Annotated in this window: 17 protein-coding genes and 1 pseudogene; 17 read left to right on the forward strand and 1 reads right to left on the reverse strand. The window is 64.2% G+C overall.

The genetic code is table 11. From position 1 onward, the window contains the following. Window positions 1–117 precede the first annotated feature (117 nt). From V6M63_RS15905 to V6M63_RS15985, 17 genes and pseudogenes are all read left to right on the forward strand, one after another. Window positions 118–1,254, forward strand: a complete 1,137-nt coding sequence (locus V6M63_RS15905) for an acyl-CoA dehydrogenase family protein (RefSeq protein ID WP_332743450.1) — start codon at window positions 118–120, stop codon at window positions 1,252–1,254. 78 nt (window positions 1,255–1,332) lie between these two features. After that, entirely contained in the window at window positions 1,333–2,541 is a 1,209-nt protein-coding gene (locus tag V6M63_RS15910) for an acetyl-CoA C-acetyltransferase (protein ID WP_056278449.1), read from the forward strand. Between the two features lie 45 nt (window positions 2,542–2,586). Continuing rightward, the gene (locus V6M63_RS15915; protein ID WP_297393954.1) at window positions 2,587–4,719 is read left to right on the forward strand and encodes a 3-hydroxyacyl-CoA dehydrogenase NAD-binding domain-containing protein; all 2,133 of its coding nucleotides are present in this window, start codon (window positions 2,587–2,589) and stop codon (window positions 4,717–4,719) included. Window positions 4,720–4,770: 51 nt separating this feature from the next. Further along, window positions 4,771–6,390, forward strand: a complete 1,620-nt coding sequence (locus tag V6M63_RS15920) for an acyl-CoA carboxylase subunit beta (RefSeq protein ID WP_056278454.1) — start codon at window positions 4,771–4,773, stop codon at window positions 6,388–6,390. Window positions 6,391–6,398: 8 nt separating this feature from the next. After that, window positions 6,399–8,360, forward strand: a complete 1,962-nt coding sequence (locus V6M63_RS15925; protein ID WP_332743457.1) for an acetyl/propionyl/methylcrotonyl-CoA carboxylase subunit alpha — start codon at window positions 6,399–6,401, stop codon at window positions 8,358–8,360. 55 nt (window positions 8,361–8,415) lie between these two features. Then, the gene (locus V6M63_RS15930; RefSeq protein ID WP_056278460.1) at window positions 8,416–9,591 is read left to right on the forward strand and encodes an acyl-CoA dehydrogenase family protein; all 1,176 of its coding nucleotides are present in this window, start codon (window positions 8,416–8,418) and stop codon (window positions 9,589–9,591) included. Then, entirely contained in the window at window positions 9,588–10,748 is a 1,161-nt protein-coding gene (locus tag V6M63_RS15935) for an acyl-CoA dehydrogenase family protein (protein WP_056278464.1), read from the forward strand. The genes V6M63_RS15930 and V6M63_RS15935 overlap by 4 nt, the downstream gene beginning before the upstream one ends. Continuing rightward, the gene (locus V6M63_RS15940; protein ID WP_069047335.1) at window positions 10,720–11,688 is read left to right on the forward strand and encodes an AAA family ATPase; all 969 of its coding nucleotides are present in this window, start codon (window positions 10,720–10,722) and stop codon (window positions 11,686–11,688) included. Before V6M63_RS15935 ends, V6M63_RS15940 begins: the two co-directional genes overlap by 29 nt. Further along, on the forward strand, window positions 11,672–13,126 hold the full coding sequence (locus V6M63_RS15945; RefSeq protein ID WP_056278469.1) for a vWA domain-containing protein: 1,455 nt from the start codon (window positions 11,672–11,674) through the stop codon (window positions 13,124–13,126). The genes V6M63_RS15940 and V6M63_RS15945 overlap by 17 nt, the downstream gene beginning before the upstream one ends. Window positions 13,127–13,163: 37 nt before the next feature. Continuing rightward, the gene (locus V6M63_RS15950) at window positions 13,164–14,804 is read left to right on the forward strand and encodes an MBL fold metallo-hydrolase (RefSeq protein WP_332743461.1); all 1,641 of its coding nucleotides are present in this window, start codon (window positions 13,164–13,166) and stop codon (window positions 14,802–14,804) included. Between the two features lie 38 nt (window positions 14,805–14,842). Then, window positions 14,843–15,334 carry a PaaI family thioesterase gene (locus V6M63_RS15955; protein WP_082586013.1) on the forward strand — a complete coding sequence of 164 codons (492 nt, stop codon included), beginning with the start codon at window positions 14,843–14,845 and terminating at the stop codon, window positions 15,332–15,334. 31 nt (window positions 15,335–15,365) lie between these two features. Continuing rightward, the gene (locus tag V6M63_RS15960; RefSeq protein WP_056278478.1) at window positions 15,366–17,147 is read left to right on the forward strand and encodes an acyclic terpene utilization AtuA family protein; all 1,782 of its coding nucleotides are present in this window, start codon (window positions 15,366–15,368) and stop codon (window positions 17,145–17,147) included. A 43-nt stretch (window positions 17,148–17,190) separates the two neighbouring features. After that, window positions 17,191–18,384 carry an acyl-CoA dehydrogenase family protein gene (locus V6M63_RS15965; protein WP_056278480.1) on the forward strand — a complete coding sequence of 398 codons (1,194 nt, stop codon included), beginning with the start codon at window positions 17,191–17,193 and terminating at the stop codon, window positions 18,382–18,384. A 144-nt stretch (window positions 18,385–18,528) separates the two neighbouring features. Continuing rightward, window positions 18,529–19,275, forward strand: a complete 747-nt coding sequence (locus tag V6M63_RS15970; RefSeq protein ID WP_235501463.1) for a TetR/AcrR family transcriptional regulator — start codon at window positions 18,529–18,531, stop codon at window positions 19,273–19,275. Beyond that, window positions 19,242–19,490: a hypothetical protein gene (locus tag V6M63_RS15975; protein ID WP_291086755.1), complete on the forward strand. Its 249-nt coding sequence runs from the start codon at window positions 19,242–19,244 to the stop codon at window positions 19,488–19,490. The genes V6M63_RS15970 and V6M63_RS15975 overlap by 34 nt, the downstream gene beginning before the upstream one ends. Before the next feature lie 338 nt (window positions 19,491–19,828). Continuing rightward, window positions 19,829–20,068, forward strand: a pseudogene (locus V6M63_RS15980) (ATP-binding protein); the annotation flags it as partial. Between the two features lie 138 nt (window positions 20,069–20,206). Next, window positions 20,207–20,746, forward strand: a complete 540-nt coding sequence (locus tag V6M63_RS15985; RefSeq protein WP_332743464.1) for a TetR/AcrR family transcriptional regulator — start codon at window positions 20,207–20,209, stop codon at window positions 20,744–20,746. A gap of 81 nt (window positions 20,747–20,827) precedes the next feature. Here the strand turns inward: V6M63_RS15985 and V6M63_RS24570 are convergent, their stop codons facing one another. Next, the gene (locus V6M63_RS24570; RefSeq protein ID WP_363318655.1) at window positions 20,828–20,974 is read right to left on the reverse strand and encodes an integrase core domain-containing protein; all 147 of its coding nucleotides are present in this window, start codon (window positions 20,972–20,974) and stop codon (window positions 20,828–20,830) included. Window positions 20,975–21,104 lie beyond the last annotated feature (130 nt).

Below are 21,104 nucleotides of genomic sequence, written 5' to 3' on the forward strand. Positions count from 1 at the left end.
GATTGGTTTGTCTATCGTGCGTTGGGTGCTTCCGGCGCTTTCCCACGTGGACGAGCAACTCTTCGCGACCGTCGGCCATGCCAGTGCCAATGCCAATCGAACTTCATGGACAGACCCATGCTCAACCGCACCCTCTTCGGTGAAGAACACGAACTCTTCCGGGACCAGGCACGTCGCTTTCTGGAAGAAGAAGTCATACCTCATCACGCCGGCTGGGAAAACGATGGCATCGTGCCGCGCGCCGTCTGGCGCAAGGCCGGCGCCGCCGGCCTGCTGTGCCCCGCCATACCCGAGCAATACGGCGGCGGTGGCGGTACGCGCCTGCACAGTGCTGTGCTCATTGAAGAAGTCTCGCGCGCCGGCACCAGCGGCATTGGCTTCGGCCTGCACTCCGACATCGTGGCACCCTACATCCTGGCCTACGGCACCGAGGCGCAAAAGCGCAACTGGCTGCCGAAGATGGCCACCGGCGAAGTGATTGGCGCCATCGCCATGACTGAGCCGGGCGCGGGCAGCGACCTGCAAAGCGTGCGCACCAGTGCGGTCCGTGACGGCGACGAACTTGTGATCAATGGTCAAAAGACCTTTATCACCAACGGCCAGAACGCCGACTTGGTGATCGTTGTCGCCAAGACCGACCCGACGCAAGGCGCCAAGGGAACCTCGCTGGTGCTGGTCGAGACCAATCGCCCCGGCTTCACGCGCGGGCGCAATCTCGAAAAAATCGGCATGAAGGCGCAGGACACCTCGGAACTCTTCTTCGAAGACGTGCGCGTGCCGGCCAGCAACATCCTCGGCGGCGATGGCAAGGGCTTTTTCCTGCTGATGCAGGAACTGGCCTGGGAGCGCATGCAGATCGCCATCGGCGCGGTGGCGGGCGCCGAGGCCGCGCTCGAATGGACCCTGGCCTACACCAAGGATCGCAAGGCCTTCGGCCAGCGCGTGATCGATTTCCAGCACAACCGCTTCAAGCTCGCCGAAATGAAAACCGAGGTGCAGATCGCACAGGTCTTTGTCGACCGCCTGCTCGGCCTGCTGATGGACGGTCAGCTTGATGCCGCCACCGCCGCGATGGCCAAGTACTGGACCACCGACCTGCACTGCAAGGTGATCGACCAATGCCTGCAGATGTTCGGCGGCTTCGGCTACATGTGGGAGTACCCGATTGCCCGCGCCTATGCGGATGCGCGCGTCGCGCGCATCTACGGTGGCGCCAACGAAATCATGAAGGAAATCATCAGCCGCACGCTGTAGCAACTGCTGCCAGCCGCCTGCCGCTCTTCCGCCCTCTTGCCTATCGCATCCCCAGATTCAGAAAGAAGGAAACCCAACATGACCGAAGCATTCATTTTCGACGCCGTGCGCACGCCGCGCGGCAAGGGCCGCAGCTCGGGTGCGCTGCACGGCACCACGCCCATCAGTTTGGCCATTACCGCGCTGCAGGCACTACGCGACCGCAACACCCTGGACACCGCCTTCGTGGACGACATCATCCTCGGCTGCGTCGAACCCGCCGGTGAGCAAGGCGCCAACATCGCGCGCGTTGCGGCCATTGCCGCCGGGTACCACGAAAGCGCTGCCGGCGTGCAGGTCAATCGCTTTTGCGCCTCGGGCCTGGAGGCCTGCAACATGGCCGCCGCCAAGGTGATGTCGGGTCAGTCGCCACTGGTCATCGGCGGCGGCGTGGAGAGCATGAGCCGTGTGCCCATGGGCACCAGCGGCGGTGCCTGGGCGATTGACCCAGCGGTGGCGATTCCGACCTATTTCGTGCCGCAGGGCATTTCGGCCGATCTGATTGCCACGCTTTACGGCCACAGCCGCAGCGACGTCGACAGCTACGCGGTCGAAAGCCAGCGCCGCGCCGCACTCGCCTGGGCCGAGAGCCGCTTCGCCAATTCGATCGTTCCCGTGAAGGATGTGAACGGTTGCATCGTGCTTGAGCGCGACGAACACATGCGCGCCGAAACCACGCTGGAGTCGCTGGCCAAGCTGGAGCCTGCTTTCAAGGTGCAGGGCGAGAAATACGGCTTCGACGCGGTGGCCATTCAGCGTTATCCCGAGATCGAGCGCATGGTGCACGTGCACCATGCCGGCAACTCATCGGGCATTGTTGACGGCGCGGCTGCGGTGCTGGTCGGCAACGCCGAAGTCGGCAAACGGCTGGGCCTGAAAGCCCGTGCCCGCATCCGCTCGTTCGCCTCCATCGGCAGCGAGCCCACCATCATGCTGACCGGCCCCTCCTATTCGGCGGAAAAGGCGCTCAAGCTCGCTGGCATGAAGGCCAGCGACATCGACCTCTATGAACTGAACGAAGCCTTCGCCTCAGTCGTGCTGCGTTTCATGGAAGTGATGAAAGTCACGCACGACAAGATGAACGTCAACGGCGGGGCGATTGCGATGGGGCACCCCCTGGGCGCGACTGGCGCGATGATTCTGGGCACCCTGCTCGACGAACTCGAGCGGCGCAACCTGTCGACCGGCCTGGTCACGCTGTGCGTGGGCGCCGGCATGGGCACAGCCACCATCATCGAGCGCGTCTGAAGCCTCGGCACGACGTGAACCTCATCACAGACCTGGATCACCAACATGACGATTGACTACAAGCTTGATGCCGATGGCATCGCCACCATCACCTGGGCCATGCAGGACGTGCCCATGAACGTCCTCAACGAGCAATCCATTCCTGCCTTCTCCGACGCCGTGCGCAGGGCCGTCGCGGACGCTGCCGTCAAGGGCGTGATCGTCACCTCTTCCAAGCCCGAGTTCATCGCCGGTGCCGACCTCAACATGATGCTCGCCATCACGGACGTTGCCGAAATGATGGACTTCGTCACCCAGTTGCACGCCCTGATGCGCGGCATTGAGAAAAGCGGCAAGCCCTTCGTCGCGGCCCTCAACGGCACCACGCTGGGCGGCGGCTACGAGGTCGCGCTGGCCTGCCACCGACGCATCGCCGCCGACAACCCCAAGGCCCAGATCGGCCTGCCCGAGGTGGGCCTTGGCCTGCTGCCCGGCGGCGGCGGCACGCAGCGTCTGCCGCGCATGATCGGTGTGCGCAACGCGCTGCCCTTCCTGCTCGAAGGCAAAAAGCTCGCCCCGCAAAAAGCCCTGGATGCGGGTCTGGTCGATGAAGTCGTGCCGGCCGACCAACTGCTGGCCCGCGCCAGGCAGTGGCTGCTGACTGACGGTGCCGCTGCCGCTGTTCAGCCCTGGGACCGCAAGGGTTTCAAGCTGCCGGGCGGCGCCGTGCAAAGCCCCATGGGCTACGACACTTTGACCGCTGGCAACGCCATGCTGCGCGCCAAGACCTTTGGCAACTATCCCGCACCTGAGGCGATCTTGAACTGCGTCTACAACGGCTGCCAGATCGACATCGACACCGGCTGCAAGGTCGAGATGCGCGAGTTCGTCAAGCTGACGACCGGCAAAGAGGCCAAGAACATGATCCGCTCGCTGTTCTTTGGCATCCCCGCCGCCAGCAAGCTGGCCTCCCGGCCCAAGGGCGTGCCTCAGGCCAGCTACCGCAAGGTCGGCATTCTGGGGGCTGGCATGATGGGCGCGGGCATTGCCTTCGCCGCCGCCGAGGTCGGCATGGAAGTGGTGCTGCTCGACAGCAGCACCGACAGCGCGGCCAAGGGCAAGGCCTACAGCGAGAACCTATGGAACAAGCGCGTGGCCGCCAAGCGCATGACCGAGGCCGAGTGCACTGCCAAGCTAACCCTGATCAAGCCGACCACCGACTTCGCCGACCTGACAGGCTGTGACATTGTGGTCGAAGCGGTGTTTGAAGACCGCGCCATCAAGGCCGACGTGACGCGCAAGGCCGAGGCGGTGATCGCCCCCGGCGCCCTCTTCGCCTCCAACACCAGCACCCTGCCCATCAGCGGGCTGGCCGAGGCGTCCGCACGTCCGGCCAACTTCATCGGCCTGCATTTTTTCTCGCCAGTCGACAAGATGCCGCTGGTGGAGATCATTCGCGGCCAGGCCACCAGTGACGAATGCCTGGCCCGTGCCATGGACTTCGTCAAGGCGATCCGCAAGACGCCCATCGTCGTCAATGACAGCCGCGGCTTCTACACCAGCCGGGTGTTCTCGACCTACGTCGGCGAAGGCCTGGCGCTGCTGGCCGAAGGCGTGAAGCCGGCGCTGATCGACAACGCCGGGCGCATGGCCGGCATGCCGGTGGGGCCGCTGGCGCTGGCCGACGAAGTCTCGCTCGAATTGATGGCGCGCATCCGGAAACAGACCGCCACCGACCTCGGCAAGGCCTACCAGCGCAGCGCCATCGACGACGTCTGCGACCGCATGGTGGACCAGCTGGGACGACTGGGTAAAAAAACCGGCAAAGGTTTCTACGACTACCCACAAGATGGCCAGAAACAACTGTGGGCAGGCCTGGCGCAGGCGTTCCCGCTGGCGGCCACGCAACCCACGGTCGAAGAGGTCAAGCAGCGCCTGATGTTCATCCAGTCCGTCGAAACAGCACGCTGCCTCGAAGAAAAAGTTCTGCTGGCACCAATCGATGCCGATGTCGGCGCGATCCTGGGCTGGGGCTTCCCAGCCTACCTGGGTGGCCCGATCGGCCAGATCCACAGCCAGGGGGTGTCCGCCTTTGTCAAAGTCTGCGAGAGCCTGGCAGAGCGGCACGGTGCGCGCTTCGCGCCGCCGCAGTTGCTGCGCCGCATGGCCGCCCAGGGTGAGCGTTTTTACGACCTGTAAGCAGGCCTGTGACCCCATTCGTTCACTGCGACCTTTCAGCGAGAACCGCCCATGCCCGCCATTCAAAGTCAAGTCGACCCGCAGTCAGAGAGCTTCCAGCGCGAGCGCGCACAGATGCTCGCGCTGATCGACAGTTTCCGCACGCTCGAAGACCGTGTGCGCAACACGTCGAACAGCCAAGAAGCCAAGTTCCGCGCCCGCAAACAGCTGCTGCCGCGTGAGCGCATCGCGCTGCTGCTCGACCGCGGCTCGTCGTGGCTGGAGTTTTCGACCCTGGCCGGCTTCAGGATGCACGACGACGACGGCGAGAAGAACGTGCTGGGGGGCGGGATCATCTGCGGCATCGGGGTGGTGTCGGGCATCCGTTGCGTGGTGATCGCATCCGACAGCGCGATCAAGGGCGGCACCATCACACCGATGGGCATGAAGAAGAGCCTTCGCGCCGAAGCCATCGCACTGGAGAACAAACTGCCAGTGGTGCGACTGGTCGAGTCCGGCGGCGCCAACCTGATGCATGTGGGCGAGGTGTTCATTGAAGGCGGCCGCGGCTTCGCCAACCAGGCGCGGCTATCGGCCAGGGGCATTCCACAGGTCTGCGTGATGCACGGCCACTCAACTGCCGGCGGCGCCTACCTTCCGGGCATGTCCGACTATGTGATCATGGTGCGCGGCCGTGCAAAGGCTTTCCTGGCCGGCCCACCCTTGCTAAAAGCCGCCACCGGCGAGATCGCCACCGACGAAGAGCTGGGCGGCGCCGAGATGCACTGTTCGATGTCGGGCGTGGCCGAGTACCTGGCCGAGGACGATGCGGACGGCATCCGCATCGCACGCGACATCTTGGCGCGGCTGCCGTGGAACGACCGCTTGCCGATGCGCGCGGTGAAGACCTGGAAAGAGCCGCGTTATCCGGTCGAGCAACTGGCGGGCGTGGTGCCGGTTGACTTTCGCCAGCCCTACGACATGCGCGAAGTGCTGGCGCGGGTGATCGACGACTCCGACTTCCTCGAATTCAAATCGTTGTACGGCTCCAGTACCGTGTGCGGCCATGGTGCCATCGAGGGATACCCTTGCGGCTTCATCGGCAACAACGGGCCCATTGATCCGCAAGGCGCCACCAAGGCGACCCAGTTCATCCAGTTGTGCTGCCAGTCGGGCACCCCGATCGTCTATCTGCAGAACACCACCGGCTTCATGGTCGGCAAGGATGTGGAGCAGGTCGGCATGATCAAGCATGGCGCCAAGATGATCCAGGCTGTGGCCAATGCCACCGTGCCGCAAATCACCGTGATGACAGGTGCCTCCTTCGGTGCCGGCAACTACGGCATGTGTGGCCGCGCCTACGATCCGCGCTTCGTGTTCGCCTGGCCCAACGCGCGGGTGGCTGTGATGGGCGGCGAGCAGGCCGCCACCGTGATGCGCATCGTCACCGAAGAAAAATTTGCCCGCACCGGCAAGGAGCCACCCGCCGAAACCATGGCCACCATGAAAAGCGAGATCCTGGCACGTTTTGACCTCGAATCGCATTCGCTGTTTGCCACCGCGCGCCTGTGGGACGACGGCATCATCGACCCGCGCGACACCCGCCGCGCGCTCGCCACCACCCTGGCGGTGTGTCGGGAAGCCGGGTTGCGGCCCTTGCTTTCGAACACCTTTGGCGTGGCACGGATGTGAGAACCCTGATGAACTTCACCAAAATCCTGATTGCCAACCGCGGCGAGATCGCCTGCCGGATCATCCGCACGGCCCAGGCGCTGGGCTACCGCACGGTGGCCGTTTACAGCGAAGCAGATGCCCAAGCGCTGCATGTTGCCCTGGCCGACGAGGCAGTGTGCATCGGCCCGCCGCCGGTACGGGAGAGCTACCTCAACGTTGCGGCGCTGCTGGCGGCGGCGCGCAGCACCGGTGCCGACGCGGTACACCCCGGCTACGGCTTCCTGTCCGAGAACGACGGCTTTGCGCAAGCTTGCCTGGACGCCGGGCTGGTGTTCATCGGCCCGGACCCGCAGGCCATCCTGAAAATGGGCAACAAGGCCGGCGCCAAACGCCTGATGCTGGCGGCGGGCGTGCCCTGCGTGCCGGGCTATCAGGGCACCGACCAGTCCGATGCCACGCTGCTCACGAAGGCTGCCGAGATCGGTTTCCCGATCATGGTCAAGGCGGCGGCGGGCGGTGGCGGGCGAGGCATGCGACTGGTCGAACACCCGCAAGACCTCGCGGTCGCCCTGGCCAGCGCCCGCTCGGAAGCAGGCAACGCCTTCGGCAGCGAAGAGCTCATCCTGGAGCGCGCGGTGATTGAGCCGCGCCATGTCGAAATCCAGGTCTTCGGCGACCAGCACGGCCACATCATCCACCTGGGCGAACGCGACTGCTCGATCCAGCGCCGGCACCAGAAGGTGTTCGAGGAAGCGCCCTCCCCGGCGGTCACGCCCCAGCTGCGCGAGCAAATGGGCGCGGCGGCGGTGGCGGCTGCGCGCACCGTGAACTACGTCGGCGCCGGCACGGTGGAGTTTCTGCTCGACAGCGAAGGGCGCTTCTACTTTCTGGAGATGAACACGCGGCTGCAGGTCGAACACCCGGTGACCGAGTGCATCACCGGGTTGGACCTGGTGGCCTGGCAGATCGCCGTGGCCCGTGGCGAGCACTTGCCGCTGACGCAGGAGCAAGTGCACTTGAACGGGCACGCCATCGAAGTGCGCCTGTACGCCGAAGATCCGTACAACGGCTTCCTGCCGCAAAGTGGCGATGTTGCGCTCTGGTGCCCGCCCACGGGCGAAGGCGTGCGCGTTGACCACGGCTTGGCATCAGGCCAGACCGTCAGCCCGCACTACGACCCCATGATCGCCAAAATCATTGTGCACGGCGCGACCCGCGACGAAGCCCGACGGCGCCTGATCGGTGCGCTGCAACGCACCCGCCTGCTCGGCCTGCCCCACAACCGTGCCTTCCTCGAAGCCGTGGCCAGCCACCCGGCCTTCGCCGCTGGCGAAACGACCACTGCCTTCATCGCCCAGCACTTCGGCGCTGCGGCGCTGGTGCGGCCCCAGCCCGACTCGCTGGCGCTGGCGCTGGCCGGCACGCTGTGGTTTGAAGCCAGCGCCACGCCGGTCGCAGCCGCGCCCTGGCGCTCCAGCGGACCGGCACGCTGGCCGATGCTGATCGGCGAGGGCGAACACCGCCATGCCGTGCACATCACGGTCACTGGCACCCACAGCTACACGCTCGAAGTGGGCGCGGCGCTGCACCACATCACCCTCAGCGGGCGCGAAGGCGAGTGCCTGCACCTGATCGCCGATGGCGTGCAGCAGCACGCGGCTGCGGTGTTTGCCGGCGGCGTGTTGCACTTGGAGCTGGGCGACCTGAGTGCCAGCTTTGAAGACCTGACCTATGACCCCCCGGCCGCGGCGGCAGGCAGTGCGGAGTCACGCGTGCTCGCACCCATGAACGGACGGGTGCTGGCCGTTGACGTCCGAAATGGCGACACGGTCACCAAGGGGCAGCGCCTGGCGGTGCTCGAAGCCATGAAGATGGAGCATCAACTGCTGGCCCGTCGCGATGGCGTGGTGGACCAGGTAGCTGTGCGCGCTGGCGACCAGGTTGCCACGCGCGCATTGTTGGTGTCACTGGTCGAGCAGCCTGATTGAGGCGCGCACCGCTCGGCACGCGCGACACACGCCACATCCACGGAGAGTAAAACGCATGCCTGCCGAAACCCTGCCTGCCAAGAGTCCCTTCTATACGCCCGAGCATCTGGCGTTCCGCGACGCGATGCGCCGCTTCGTCGCCAGAGAAATCAGTCCGCACGTGGATGCCTGGGACGAAGCCGAGTCCTTTCCTGTCGCGTTGTACCGCAAGGCGGCCGAAATCGGCCTGCTGGGCCTGGGTTTTCCTGAAGCCTTCGGCGGCAACGACGGCGACCTGTTCATGACCATCATCGCCGCGCAGGAACTGGCGCGTTGCGGTGCTGGTGGTGTCCTGGCGAGTCTGCTGTCGCACACCATCGGCTGCCCGCCCATCGTCAACGTGGGCAGCGAGGCGCTGAAGCAGCGCGTCTTGCCGCCGGTGCTGCGGGGCGAGAAGATCAGCGCACTCGGCATCACCGAACCCTCCGGCGGCTCGGACGTGGCCAACCTCAAGACCACGGCGCGCAGGGATGGTGATCACTATGTCGTCAACGGCTCGAAAACGTTCATCACCTCCGGCATGCGCGCCGACTTCTACACCGTGGCGGTGCGCACTGGCGGGCCGGGGCCAGGCGGCGTGTCGCTGCTGCTGATCGAGAAAGGCACGCCCGGCTTTACGCAAACGCCTTTGAGAAAAATGGGCTGGTGGTGCTCCGACACCGCCGCCCTGTATTTCGACCATTGCCGCGTGCCAGTGGAGAACCTGGTGGGGGTGGAAAACCAGGGCTTCAAGGCCATCATGAAGAATTTCAACCGCGAGCGCATCTTTCTCGCCGCCGGCGCCAACGGCTTTGCCCGCGTCTGCCTGGACGAGGCGCTGGCCTGGTCGCGTGAGCGCGAGATGTTCGGCGGCCGCCTGATCGACCAGCAGGTCACCCGCCACAAACTCGCCGACATGGCCATGCGCGTCGAGGCGACCCAGGCCATGCTGGAATTGCTCGCCTGGCGCGTCGAACAGGGCGATACGCCGGTGGGCGAAATCTGCCTGCTGAAGAACCAGGCCACCCAGACCATGGCCTATTGCGCCAGCGAGGCGGTGCAACTGCACGGCGGCGCCGGTTTCATGCGCGGCGTCAAGGTGGAGCGCATTTACCGCGAAGTCAAGGTCAACGCCATCGGTGGCGGCGCCGAAGAGGTGATGCGCGACCTGGCGGCGCGCCAGCTCGGGTTTTACGCCGGAAGCCCTGGATGAAGTCCGCCGCCTCACCCACACAGCACATGCCGCCTTCGGCGCTGCCCGAGGCCATGCGCCTGGCCTTGTCGGGCGCGCCAGCGCCTGACTGCGCGCACGGCTTCCCCCGTGCCTGGTGGCGTCATCTCGGCGCCAGCGGCCTGCTCGGTGTGGGCTTCGACAGCGACGGCGGGGCGCCCGTCACGGACGCCGTGCAGGTCAGCGCTGTGGCCGGCATCGTCGCCCGGGAATCCGCCAGCCTGGGTCTGGGCATGGCGTGGATGATGCAGCAGATGCTGGGACGCTTCGTGCTGGCGCCGAATCTGCGCAGCGACCGGCATCGTGCGCTGCTGCGATCCATGGCGCTTGGCGACACATTACTGGCACTCGCGATCTCCGAGCCCGGCACCGGCGCACACCCCAAACACCTGAGCTGCCGGGCGATTCAGGACGGCAGCGACTGGCTCCTTGACGGCCACAAGGCCTTTGTCAGCAACGGCCCGGCAGCCGATGCCGTCATCGTGCTGGCCGTCAGCGGCGAACACGAGGGGCGCAGGCGCTTCGATGCTTTCGTCGTTGAGGTCAACACACCGGGCCTGACCCGCCAACTGGACGACAAAGTGCGCGGACTGGCGCCGCTCGGCCATTGCGGCATGCAACTTGTCGGCTGCCGGGTGCCGGAAAGCCAGCGCCTTGGCGAGCCTGGACAGGCTTTCGACACCATCGCTCGGCCGCTGCGCGCGATCGAAGACGCCCTGCTGCTGGGCCCCATGCTCGGCGCCATGCAAGCCGAGCTGGATACATTGGCGCGCTGGTTCCAAAGCTCCGCCCGGACCCCTGCATTGACCCGGGACCTGGGTGGCTTGCAACTCGAACTCGATGCCCTCTCGCCCGTTGCACGTCATGCCGCCCAGCACCTGGACCAGCACGGACCCAACGAGGCGTTGGCGGCATTCAATCTGGGCGCGCGCCGCCTGCTTGATCGCTGGCAAGGCACCTGTGAATCCTTTGCCGCGGCCCTGGACGACCGTGAACCGACCCTGCTCAACCTGGCGCGCGATCTGCGCCTGGTGCAGGGCATAGCCCGCGGCATCGCCGAATCCCGACAACTTCAAACCGGCGAAAAAATGCTGCTCTCCAAGGAACCCCGTGAAAACACTACACCAACCCCACTTTGACTCCATCGATGGCCTGGCGCAGCGGCTGGCTGCGGTCGACTACATTGCCAGCCGCGAAATCGCCACCTCGGTCTATCTGGGCTTCAATCTGGAAAAGCCGATCCTTGTCGAAGGCCCGGCCGGCGTCGGCAAGACCGAACTGGCCAAGGGCATGGCCGAGATTCTCGACGTGCCCCTGATCCGCATGCAGTGTTACGAAGGCCTGGACGAATCCAAGGCCTTGTACGAGTGGAAATACGGCAAGCAATTGCTCTATACGCAACTCCTCAAGGACAAACTGGGGGAGATGATGCAAGGCGCGGTGGGACTCGCGGCCTCCATCGAGCGGCTGCATGCGCACGACGATCTGTTCTTTTCCGAGCACTTTCTTGAGCCGCGCCCGCTCTATCAGGCCTTGCACCAGGAGCGCGGCTGCGTGCTGTTGGTGGACGAGGTTGACAAGTCCGACCCCGAGTTCGAGGCTTTCCTGCTCGAAGTGCTGTCCGACTTTCAGGTCTCGGTGCCCGAACTCGGCACCATCAAGGCCAAGGTAAAGCCCATCGTTTTTCTCACCAGCAACAACACGCGCGAGATGAGCGACGCGCTCAAGCGCCGCTGCCTGCACTTGCACATTCCATTCCCCGAGGCGAAGCTGGAGCGGCGCATTCTGGAGCGCCGCGTGCCAGGCCTGTCGGAAACACTGAACCGCGAACTGGTCGCTTTCATTCAGGCGGTGCGGCAGATGGACCTGAAAAAGCAGCCCTCGGTCAGCGAGACCATCGACTGGGCCAAAACGCTGCTGCTGCTGCACGCCGAACACTTGAGCCTGGACATGGTGAAGGGCACGCTCAGTGTCTTCCTCAAGTTCGAGCAGGACATCGCCTCGGCCAGCGAGCAACTGCCGGCCCTGCTGCAACAAGCGCGCAAGGATGCGGAGATTCCCCGTGCAAGCCACGCTTGAGGATTTCTTCAAGGCGCTGCGCGGCAGCGACCTCGAGATCAGCCTCAACGCCCAGGTCGATGCGGCGCGCGCCGTGGCGCTGGTCGGCTGGAGCGACCGCACCCTCCTGAAAAGCGCACTGGGCACGACACTGGCGAAAACCACCCCGGATCGCGCCCTGTACGACGAGGCCTTTGACCGCTTCTTCCGTTTCAATTCCTTCGAAAACATGGCCGCGCAAGGCAGTCCGGCCAAGCCCTCCTTCAGGCCCGACACCGACCCCAACGCCAACCCCGCTTCAGACGCCATGGCCGCGCAAGACCTGCCGGACCCAGCCCAAAACAAACAGACCGCAACCGGTTCCGGTGGGCCGGGCGGCTGTCAGGGCAGCGGTGGCCAGGCCTTGTCGCAGTTGTTGCTGTCGGGTGACTCTGCGGCACTGGCAAAGCGCATGCAGGAAGCCGCGCGCGAGGTGGGCCTGACCGACATCTGGTTTTTCACCCAAAAAGGCTACTACACCCAAAAGATCCAGCAGGCCATGGGGCTGGAGCTGCTGGACCGCGAAATCTCTGACGCCAAACGCCAGACGCTGGCGCCCGAGCGTGCCAAAGACCTCGAACGGATGCGCAAGAAATTGTTCGAGGAGGTGCGCAATTTTGTCGAACGCAAACTCGCGCTCTACGGCACGGCACCGACGCGCCAGTTGCACGACGACTTCCTGCAATCGCAAAAGCTCTCCAACATCGAAAAGCGTGATTTCGCGCGCATGCACGTCATCGTCAGCAAAATCGCCAAGCGACTGGCCGATCGCCACTCGCGGCGCAAGAAGAAGCGGGTGCGCGGCCAGCTCGACTTTCGCAAGACCCTGCGCAAAAACGCTGCCTACGATGGCGTAATGTTCGAGACCTTCTGGCGCTCCAAAGTGGTGGACCGGCCACGCGTGGTGGCGATCTGCGACGTCAGCGGCTCGGTGCGCCAGTACGCGCGTTTTTTGTTGCTGTTCCTGCACAGTCTGGGTGAGCAGGTGAGCGACCTGCGCAGCTTCGCTTTCACCAACCACCTGGTCGAGGTGAGCGACACCTTTGAGTCGCTGCCGGTCGAACAGGCGGTCGACAAAGTGATGCAGGCGGTGGGCGGCAGTGGCACCGACTATGGGCAGACGCTGCTCGACATCGAGGCGCAGTTGCTCGAGGACATCGATCGCCGCACCACCGTGCTGATTCTCGGCGACGCGCGCAACAACCGAGGTCAAGCCCAGGCTCAAGTCATGCAACTGCTCTACCAGCGCGCGCGCCGGGTCATCTGGCTCAACCCCGAGCCGGTCTCGTTCTGGGGCCTGGGCGATTCGGAGATGAAGCGCTACGCCCCCTATTGCCACATCGCGCGCGAATGCAATTCCCTCGCACACCTGGAAAGCACGCTCGACGCCTTGCTGCGCACCCACTCTGCCAGCGCCTGAAGCCCAAACCCACATCCTCGCTCAACAGACACTGCCCATGGTCCGCCCCACATTGCAGCTCCACCCCCACAGAGAGCCGGTCACCGCGCACCCGGCCGCCACCCTGCTGCTGCTGCGTGATGGTGCGCTTGGCGTCGAAGTGTTGATGACCCGGCGCTCGCCAAAAGCCAGCTTCTTGCCTGGCGCCTATGTTTTCCCCGGCGGGCGAGTGGACGCTGACGACCACCAGGCGCATACACTGGCACGCGCCCCCAACGCGGGCGGACGCTACCGCACGGCAGCACTGGCTGCACTGAGGGAAACCTTCGAGGAATTGGGCATCCTGCTGGCGGTGCAGGCCGATGACAAGCCCATCACCCGCACCCACCTTCAAGCGCTGGACCGCAGTGAAGCGCTGTACCCGCAACTGCAAAGCCAGGGCTGGTCACTAACGCTCGATCGGGCGCGCATGCTGGCCTGCTGGACCACCGATCGCAGCGTGCCCAAGCGTTTCAACACCGCCTTCTTCGTTGCGCTGATGCCCGACCAGCAGGAGCCGGTGGCCGACGAAATGGAACAGTTCGAGCCCGTCTGGGTCAGGCCCGAGGATGCGCTGACGAAACACCAAGCCGGCAACTTTTTCATGATCTTTCCAACCATCCGCACCCTGCACTGGTTGGCGGATTTCGAGCAAGCCGAGCAGGCCCTGGCGGCCTGTACCGAAGACGTGCCACTGTGGAACTCCTGCCCTCGGGGTGGTCTGGTCAGCGGTCAACTTCAGCGTTTCATGGAGCATGAAGCGCCGTACGGCGAACTCGCGCTGGTCTGCCCGGACGGCCAGCTCGAGCACCCGCTGGACTGGCAACACGAGCGGCCGGTGCCCTTGTTGCGGCACCTGCATCGTCTCACCGCCCCCAACGCCAGCATCATGACCGGCCCCGGCACCAACAGCTACATCCTTGGAGACGCGTCCAGCGGCTACATCGTCATTGATCCGGGCCCCTTGCTGAACGACCATATCGAGCGCCTGCTCGCTTTCACGGCAGGCCAGATCACGGCCATCGTCTGCACCCACTCGCACCCGGACCACTCCCCCGCCGCGCAGCCGCTGGCCCAGGCCTGCGCCCGCCTGGCAGGACATACTCCGCCGGTGCTGGGCCTGGCTTGCGCCGCCACTGCCCGCTCCACGGCTGTCTTCGCCCCCGACCGAGCTCTGGCCGACGGCGAGCGCCTGATGCTGCACGATGGCGAGCACAAAAGCACCCTGCGCGTGGTCCATACACCAGGGCACGCAGCCAACCACCTCTGCCTCATCCTCGAAGAAGACGGTCTGCTGTTTTCGGGCGACCACATCCTCAGCGGAAGTACCACCATCATCGACCCGCCCGATGGCGACATGAGCGCCTATCTCGATTCGCTGGACCGCCTGGCGCAGATCTGCGAGAAGGACGGTATCGAGTTCATCCTGCCGGCGAACGGTCACGTCATTGGCTGGGCGGCGCAGTCCATTGCGCAGCTAAAGGCGCACCGCCTGCGGCGCGAGGCCAGGGTGCTAGCGGCCATGCGCGCCGTCCCGCAAGGCGGCTTGGACGACTGGCTAACTCTGGCCTATGACGACACCCCCGCAGCGCTCTGGCCACTGGCGAGCCGTTCGTTGGCGGCCCATGTGCAACGCATCGAGCAACTGGCGATGCTTTGAACCCCATACGCTTTTTAGACAGCCCACAGGAGCTCAATATGAATACCAACGCCCCCAACCTTGACCGCATCGCAGCTTGCAAGCAAGGCTGGAACGATAGCCCTTTTCTGAAGGCGCAAGGGCTTGAAGTTGAAGAAACAGCTGTAGGCCGAGCTGTTGTACGACTTCCTAAGGCCCTTCCCACCCAACGCGGCGGCGGCGGTTCGGACACCGTGCTCAATGGCGGCGTCATCTCCTATATGTTCGACGGTGCGCTTGGCTGGGCCATCATCTCCTCGCTGCTGGCCATGCCCGAGGCGTCCGACATTGACCCCTTCGAGCTTCGCCAGTTCACGATCAACCTCGACATCACCTTCCTCAATGCCGCCGTGGGCGATAGCTTCGAAGCACGCGGCAAGGTGGTGCGCATCAGCCGCACGACGGCATTTGCCGAAGGGGAGTTCCTGGATGCCAATGGCACAGTTTGCGCCACCGCCAAGGGTATCTGGCGCGTGTTCTGGCCGCGCAGTATTGCATCCACCCCGCGCTGACCCCGCTCCCCCGAATAACCCGGAGACATCCATGAAAAAAATAACCCTTCGTATTGGCAGCGCCTCGGGCTTCTGGGGCGACTCCGAGTTCGCCGCCGCCCAACTGGTGCAGCGCGGCAACATCGACGTCCTGGTGTTCGACTACTTGGCCGAAATCACCATGTCGCTGCTCAGCCGCGCCAAGGCCAAAGACCCGGCACAGGGCTATGCACCGGATTTCGTGACCACCCTCCAGCCCCTGATGAAGGAACTGAAGTCGCGCGGCATCAAGGTCATTGCCAACGCGGGCGGTGTCAACCCGTCTGCCTGTCGCGCTGCGCTGGTGGCTGCAGCCCAGGCCGAAGGTGTCGATCTGAACATCGCCGCCGTGCTGGGCGACGACCTGATGCCCCAGGTTGAGGCCCTGCGCTCGGCCAACATCCAAGAGATGTTCGCGGGCAGCCCCTTTCCACAAAAAGTCATGAGCGCCAACGCCTATCTGGGCGCCTTCCCGATCGCCGCGGCGCTCGATGCCGGCGCCGACGTCGTGGTCACTGGCCGCTGCGTCGACAGCGCGGTCACACTGGCGCCGCTTATCCATGCCTTTGGCTGGACCGCCGCCGACCACGATCTGCTCGCGCAGGGCAGCCTGGCTGGTCACCTGATCGAGTGCGGCACGCAGGCCACCGGCGGCAACTACACTGACTGGGATTCGGTGCCGGGCTGGGACGACATGGGCTTTCCCATCGCCGAGTGCCGCGCCGACGGCAGCTTCGTCATCACCAAGCCCGAAGGCACTGGCGGGCTGGTCTGCCACTCCACGGTGGGCGAGCAGATGCTCTATGAAATCGGCGACCCGCGCGCCTACATCCTGCCCGATGTGGTGTGCGACTTCACCAGCGTCACGCTGACGCAGATCGGCCCCGACCGCGTCGAGGTCAAGGGCGCGCGCGGCCTCCCGCCGACCGATCAGGCCAAAGTCAGCGTCACCTACGCCGACGGCTTTCGGGCCATGAGCTTGTTCATGATCGGCGGCATCAATGCCGGCGCCAAGGGGCAGCGCGTCGGCGCCGCAATGCTGGCGCGCATGCGGCGACACTATGCACAGCGCGGTTGGCCCGACTTCACCGAAACTTGTGTCGAGGCCATCGGCGCTGAAGACACCTACGGCCCCCACGCTCGGCCCGATGCGCGCGAAGTGATGCTCAAGGTCGGCGTGCGCCACCCGGTCAAGGACGCACTCGAACTGTTTTCGCGCGAAGTGGCGCCGATGGCCCTGATGTCGGCCCCGGCCATCACGGGCTTCACCGGTGGTCGACCCAAGGTGCAACCGGTGGTTCGGCTGTTTTCCTGCCTGATCCCCAAGACCCAGCTGGCCGCGAGCATCGACATGGGCGACAAGACCGTGGCGGCACCGCCATGGCACGGCCAGGCGTTTGATCCGGCGACCCTGCCCCAGGTCGGCGGCCCGCTGCCTGCCGCCGACGCCTATGCGCGCGGCACGCGCATAGTGCCGCTGGTGAAGCTGGCCTGGGGCCGCAGCGGCGACAAGGGCGACGCCGCCAACATCGGCGTCCTGGCGCGTCAACCCGGCTACCTGCCTTTCATCCGCGCCGCCCTGACCGAGCAGGCCGTGGCGGCCTGGTTCGCCCACCTCGTCAAGGGCAGCGTGCAGCGCTTTGACCTGCCCGGCACGCACGCGCTGAACTTTCTGATGCACGAAGCCCTGGGCGGCGGCGGCATCGCTTCGGTTCGCATGGACTCGCAGGGCAAAGCCTTTGCGCAGATGCTGCTCGATTTTCCAGTCCCGATCCCAGCCGACTTGGCACTTTGACAACTTTCGCCCCTGCCCCCAATCCAAGACAGAGAAATACACCATGAACACCTCGGCCACTACCGCGATAGCCAACACGGCTTCCACCGCCTTGAGCGCGCGTATCCGCGACGTGCAGGAAGCCACCCGCGGCGTCACCACCCTGTACCCGCGCAGCTACATCCTCCAGTGCATCAAGGAAGATCGCTTCCCCGACGAGCTGTGGCAAAAGCTCGGCGAGTTCGGCCTGCTCGGCCTGTCCGTCCCGGAAGAGTATGGCGGCTCCGGAGGCGGCGTACTGGAGATCACCGCGCTCAATGAAGCGCTGGCTTTGGCCGGCGTGCCCACGCTGTTCCTGGTCGTCACAGGGCTGGGCCGGGTACCGATCATGCGCCACGGCACACCCGAGCAGATCAGGAAATACGTCACGCCGACTTGCACCGGCGAGAAGAAGTTGTGTTTTGCCATCACCGAGCCCAATGCCGGCACCAACAGCTTTGCCATGACCACACTGGCCACACCGGACGGCGATGGCTGGGTGCTCAATGGCCAGAAGGTCTTCATTTCTGGCGCGCGCGATGCCGACTACATGCTGGTGATCGCTCGCACCACCAAGGCAGGCGAGGTGAAGCATCGCACCGACGGCATCTCGCTGTTCGTGCTTGACATGAAAACGCCCGGAATCCAGCTGACGCAACTCAACATCCAGGTCGAAACCGCCGAGCGCCAGTACATGGTGTTCTTTGACAACGTCAAGCTGCCCGCCGACGCACTGATCGGCGAAGCCGGCAAGGGCGCCAAGCTGATGTTCGAAGGCCTGAACTCGGAGCGCCTGCTGGCCGCTGGAGCCGCAATCGGCTTGGGCGACTATGCGCTGGCCAAGGCGGTAGCCTATTCGAAGGAGCGTAAGCCCTTCGGCAAGCCAATTGGCTCCTACCAGGCACTGCAGCACCGTATGGCGCAGGCCAAGGCGCAGATCGAGGCAGCGCGGCTGATGACCTACAACGCCGCCGAGCGCTTCGACGCCGGCGAGGATGCTGGTGCCCACGCCAACATGGCCAAGCTGCTGGGCTCGCAAGCGGCGGTGGCCGCCGTAGAGGCCGCGCTGCAAACCCACGGCGGCTACGGATTCGACCGCGACTACGACATCATCACGTTGTGGCCCATGGTGCGCCTGCTGGAAATCGCGCCCATCAACAACGAGATGCTGCTCAACTACATCGGCGAACATGTATTGGGCTTGCCTAAGTCATACTGAGCCGATGGCCGTCATCCCCGGTACCGACCACCCAGACCGAGACCGATGTTCGCAATACGGTCGAGGCCTCCGTCCGCCGTTTTCGGGGTCGCCTGAGCTTTCGACCCGACATCATTGGCAGGCCTCGCTACTCGTTTTCGGATGATGTGTGCCGTGCGCTCCCTCCCCACTTTCGAAGCAGCCAAGCGGCCGCGAGGCCGCCCACGCAAGACGCCGCAGGAGCGAAATGAAGGCAATCGCCGCCAAGATGTCGTCAAGGCCGCGGCCAAACTGTTTCGACGCTACGGCTTCAACGGCACGAGCACGCGCGACATCGCCTGCGCCGTCGGCATGCATTCCGGATCACTGTTTTGTCACTTCAAAAGCAAGGATGCGCTATTGCATGAAGTGATTCAGGAAGGCATGCGCAGCGCGATGGCGCGCCAGATGATCGTGCTACTTGCCGAGCATGACGCTGTGACCACGCTGCGGCAATTGATCCGATCGCATTTCGAAACGATTCTGGGACCAAACAGCGACTTCATGCATGTGGTGCTCTACGAGTCGCGCTACCTCAATGCTATGCAGCACAAAGTCATCGCGAAGCTGCAAGGTGAATACGAAGCGACATGGACGTCCGTGCTCCAAGAGCTCTCGTTGACTGGCTGCTTGCAGGTCGAGGTTCCGGTTGCGCGCCATTTGATCTTTGGTGTGCTGAACGGGTCAGCGCAGTGGTTCAAGTCTGAAATGGGAATCTCGATTGATGACCTGACCGACGCAGTGGTGGCCCTGTGCATACACGTCCCCCCGGCAAAGCCGGACTTGATGTTGAACGCGCCTTTGGGCGTCAGGCGGTGTATCCGGACGACGCCAACACCATGGCCGATCTGCCCAGCCAGGCCGAACTCGTGAAGTACAAGAGCCAGGGCATCAACATCATGGCGCCGCCGATCTTCGCCCTGCTGAGCACCGACACTTCAGAGCGGATCGCGCCCTCGCAGTACGCGCGAAACGCCCGCTCGGCCGGTCTGGACATCATTGCCTGGACCCTGGAGCGCTCGGGTCTGCTGGCCGATGGCGACAACGGCCTGTATTACCAGACGTTCGATTCGGCCATCAAGACCTAAGGCGACATGATGCGTGTGCTCGACGTGCTCGTCCGCGAGGCGGGTGTGATTGGCGTTTTCTCGGACTGGCCAGCCACGACCACGTCCTACGCGAACTACGCCAATCAGCGGTAGTCTTCATTGGCGCCCGGCGTTCTTCTCCATGGCGGAGATACGGCATGACTGTCGGCCGCAACCACCACAACAAGGTGGAGACAAGAAGATCGCGCCATGACACTACCTGAAAGCGAGTCACAGTCGTAGAGCCGAACAGCGCAGAAGGTGTTCCACTTGACGTCGCTGGGTCGCGCTGATCCTGCCGATCATGTGAATGTTGCTGACGGTTCAGCGAGCACGTCGCCGAGGTGCTGCAAGCCATCTTGCACCAGCGCTACAAGTTGCACCGATCCGTCGTCATCACCGCCAACCGCGTGGTGCAGGACTGAGGCAAATATCTGGGAGATGCCTCCATGGCCACCACCATCCTGGGCCGCCTTATGCACCGCTGCGTAATGCTGGAGTTCGAGGGCAGGCGCCACATGTCAACTCGCAATACGGTTTGCCCCGCGTTCTCAATGGACTTTGGGATGGCGATTTGATCCTTGCCGGGACCGAGGTGGCGCCTAAATTCGGAGGATACCTTGAGGGGGCGCTGGAAGCATCGGAGCTGGCGCTGGCAAACCTAGGACACATAGAAAGGTGAAATGACAACGAACAGAGACACCAGAGTCGCCCTGATGGATTTTGCTGAACACGCAGCCCGCTCACGGGGTTTCGACGGCTTCAGCTATGGCGATATGGCAGAGGCGATCGGCATTCGAAAAGCGTCGATCCACCACCATTTTCCGACCAAGGCCAATCTTTCCGAAGCATTGATCGAGCGATATCAGACCAACCTGCAGCATCGCCTGGCCGAGATCGAAGCAACCCACGCCACCGCCGGTGCACGCCTCAAGGCCCTGATTGCCCTGTACCGAGCAGCCCTGGATGATGGCCGCACCGTTTGTCTGTGCGTTGCCTTTTCAACCAGCCGGGAAAGCTTGTCTGAAGTGGTCATCGCCAAAGTCAGCGCCGTCCGCGCAATGATCCTGCAATGGATCACTGTGACGTTCGAACTCGGCCAAAGGGACGGGTCCATATCGGCAATCCTTGATCCGGCATACGAGGCGCCCGCGACCCTGGCCATGCTGGAAGGTGCCCATCTCGCAGCGCGTACTGAAGAGGACCTTGTTGCGTTTGACGTCGCAACCCGACTGCTGAACGCCCGTTGTCAGTAGCTTTGGTCCAGTTCGTGCGCTTTTATTGGGCTACTCGCCCTCTTCCTTTAATTCTGACTTCCCCCCCATATCCGGTCACTTCTAAACTGGAGTTGGGCAGCTTTTCAGCTGTTGATCTGACCTCTTTCTGACGAACTCCCTCGGGGTCAGGTGGCCGAGTGAGCCATGCGGGCGGTGATGGTTGTAGTCATGCTGCCATGCCTTCAATTTCTCCCGCGCATCCTGCATCGTAATGAGTCGGACCTGATTTATTCAGATTGACGCAAAGGCCAAGCGATGGGCTGAGCTGCTGAGTGCGTGAACAAGCGGCATGCGCGGCATCGGAGACCAGTTCGGCGATAGGCCCGCGATCTGGCAC

It is taken from the genome of Hydrogenophaga sp. (assembly GCF_036675665.1).
Taxonomy (GTDB): Bacteria; Pseudomonadota; Gammaproteobacteria; order Burkholderiales; family Burkholderiaceae_C; genus Hydrogenophaga.

What these genes read in the sequence shown, in the direction of transcription:
- V6M63_RS15905 (WP_332743450.1), top strand. Translation starts at nt 118, where the DNA reads ATGCTCAACCGCACCCTCTTCGGTGAAGAACACGAACTCTTCCGGGAC.
- V6M63_RS15985 (WP_332743464.1), top strand. Translation starts at nt 20,207, where the DNA reads ATGGATTTTGCTGAACACGCAGCCCGCTCACGGGGTTTCGACGGCTTC.
- V6M63_RS15950 (WP_332743461.1), top strand. Translation starts at nt 13,164, where the DNA reads ATGGTCCGCCCCACATTGCAGCTCCACCCCCACAGAGAGCCGGTCACC.
- V6M63_RS24570 (WP_363318655.1), bottom strand. Translation starts at nt 20,974, where the DNA reads ATGCAGGATGCGCGGGAGAAATTGAAGGCATGGCAGCATGACTACAAC.
- V6M63_RS15910 (WP_056278449.1), top strand. Translation starts at nt 1,333, where the DNA reads ATGACCGAAGCATTCATTTTCGACGCCGTGCGCACGCCGCGCGGCAAG.
- V6M63_RS15960 (WP_056278478.1), top strand. Translation starts at nt 15,366, where the DNA reads ATGAAAAAAATAACCCTTCGTATTGGCAGCGCCTCGGGCTTCTGGGGC.
- V6M63_RS15920 (WP_056278454.1), top strand. Translation starts at nt 4,771, where the DNA reads ATGCCCGCCATTCAAAGTCAAGTCGACCCGCAGTCAGAGAGCTTCCAG.
- V6M63_RS15975 (WP_291086755.1), top strand. Translation starts at nt 19,242, where the DNA reads ATGGCCGATCTGCCCAGCCAGGCCGAACTCGTGAAGTACAAGAGCCAG.
- V6M63_RS15930 (WP_056278460.1), top strand. Translation starts at nt 8,416, where the DNA reads ATGCCTGCCGAAACCCTGCCTGCCAAGAGTCCCTTCTATACGCCCGAG.
- V6M63_RS15955 (WP_082586013.1), top strand. Translation starts at nt 14,843, where the DNA reads ATGAATACCAACGCCCCCAACCTTGACCGCATCGCAGCTTGCAAGCAA.
- V6M63_RS15965 (WP_056278480.1), top strand. Translation starts at nt 17,191, where the DNA reads ATGAACACCTCGGCCACTACCGCGATAGCCAACACGGCTTCCACCGCC.
- V6M63_RS15925 (WP_332743457.1), top strand. Translation starts at nt 6,399, where the DNA reads ATGAACTTCACCAAAATCCTGATTGCCAACCGCGGCGAGATCGCCTGC.
- V6M63_RS15935 (WP_056278464.1), top strand. Translation starts at nt 9,588, where the DNA reads ATGAAGTCCGCCGCCTCACCCACACAGCACATGCCGCCTTCGGCGCTG.
- V6M63_RS15970 (WP_235501463.1), top strand. Translation starts at nt 18,529, where the DNA reads ATGTGTGCCGTGCGCTCCCTCCCCACTTTCGAAGCAGCCAAGCGGCCG.
- V6M63_RS15915 (WP_297393954.1), top strand. Translation starts at nt 2,587, where the DNA reads ATGACGATTGACTACAAGCTTGATGCCGATGGCATCGCCACCATCACC.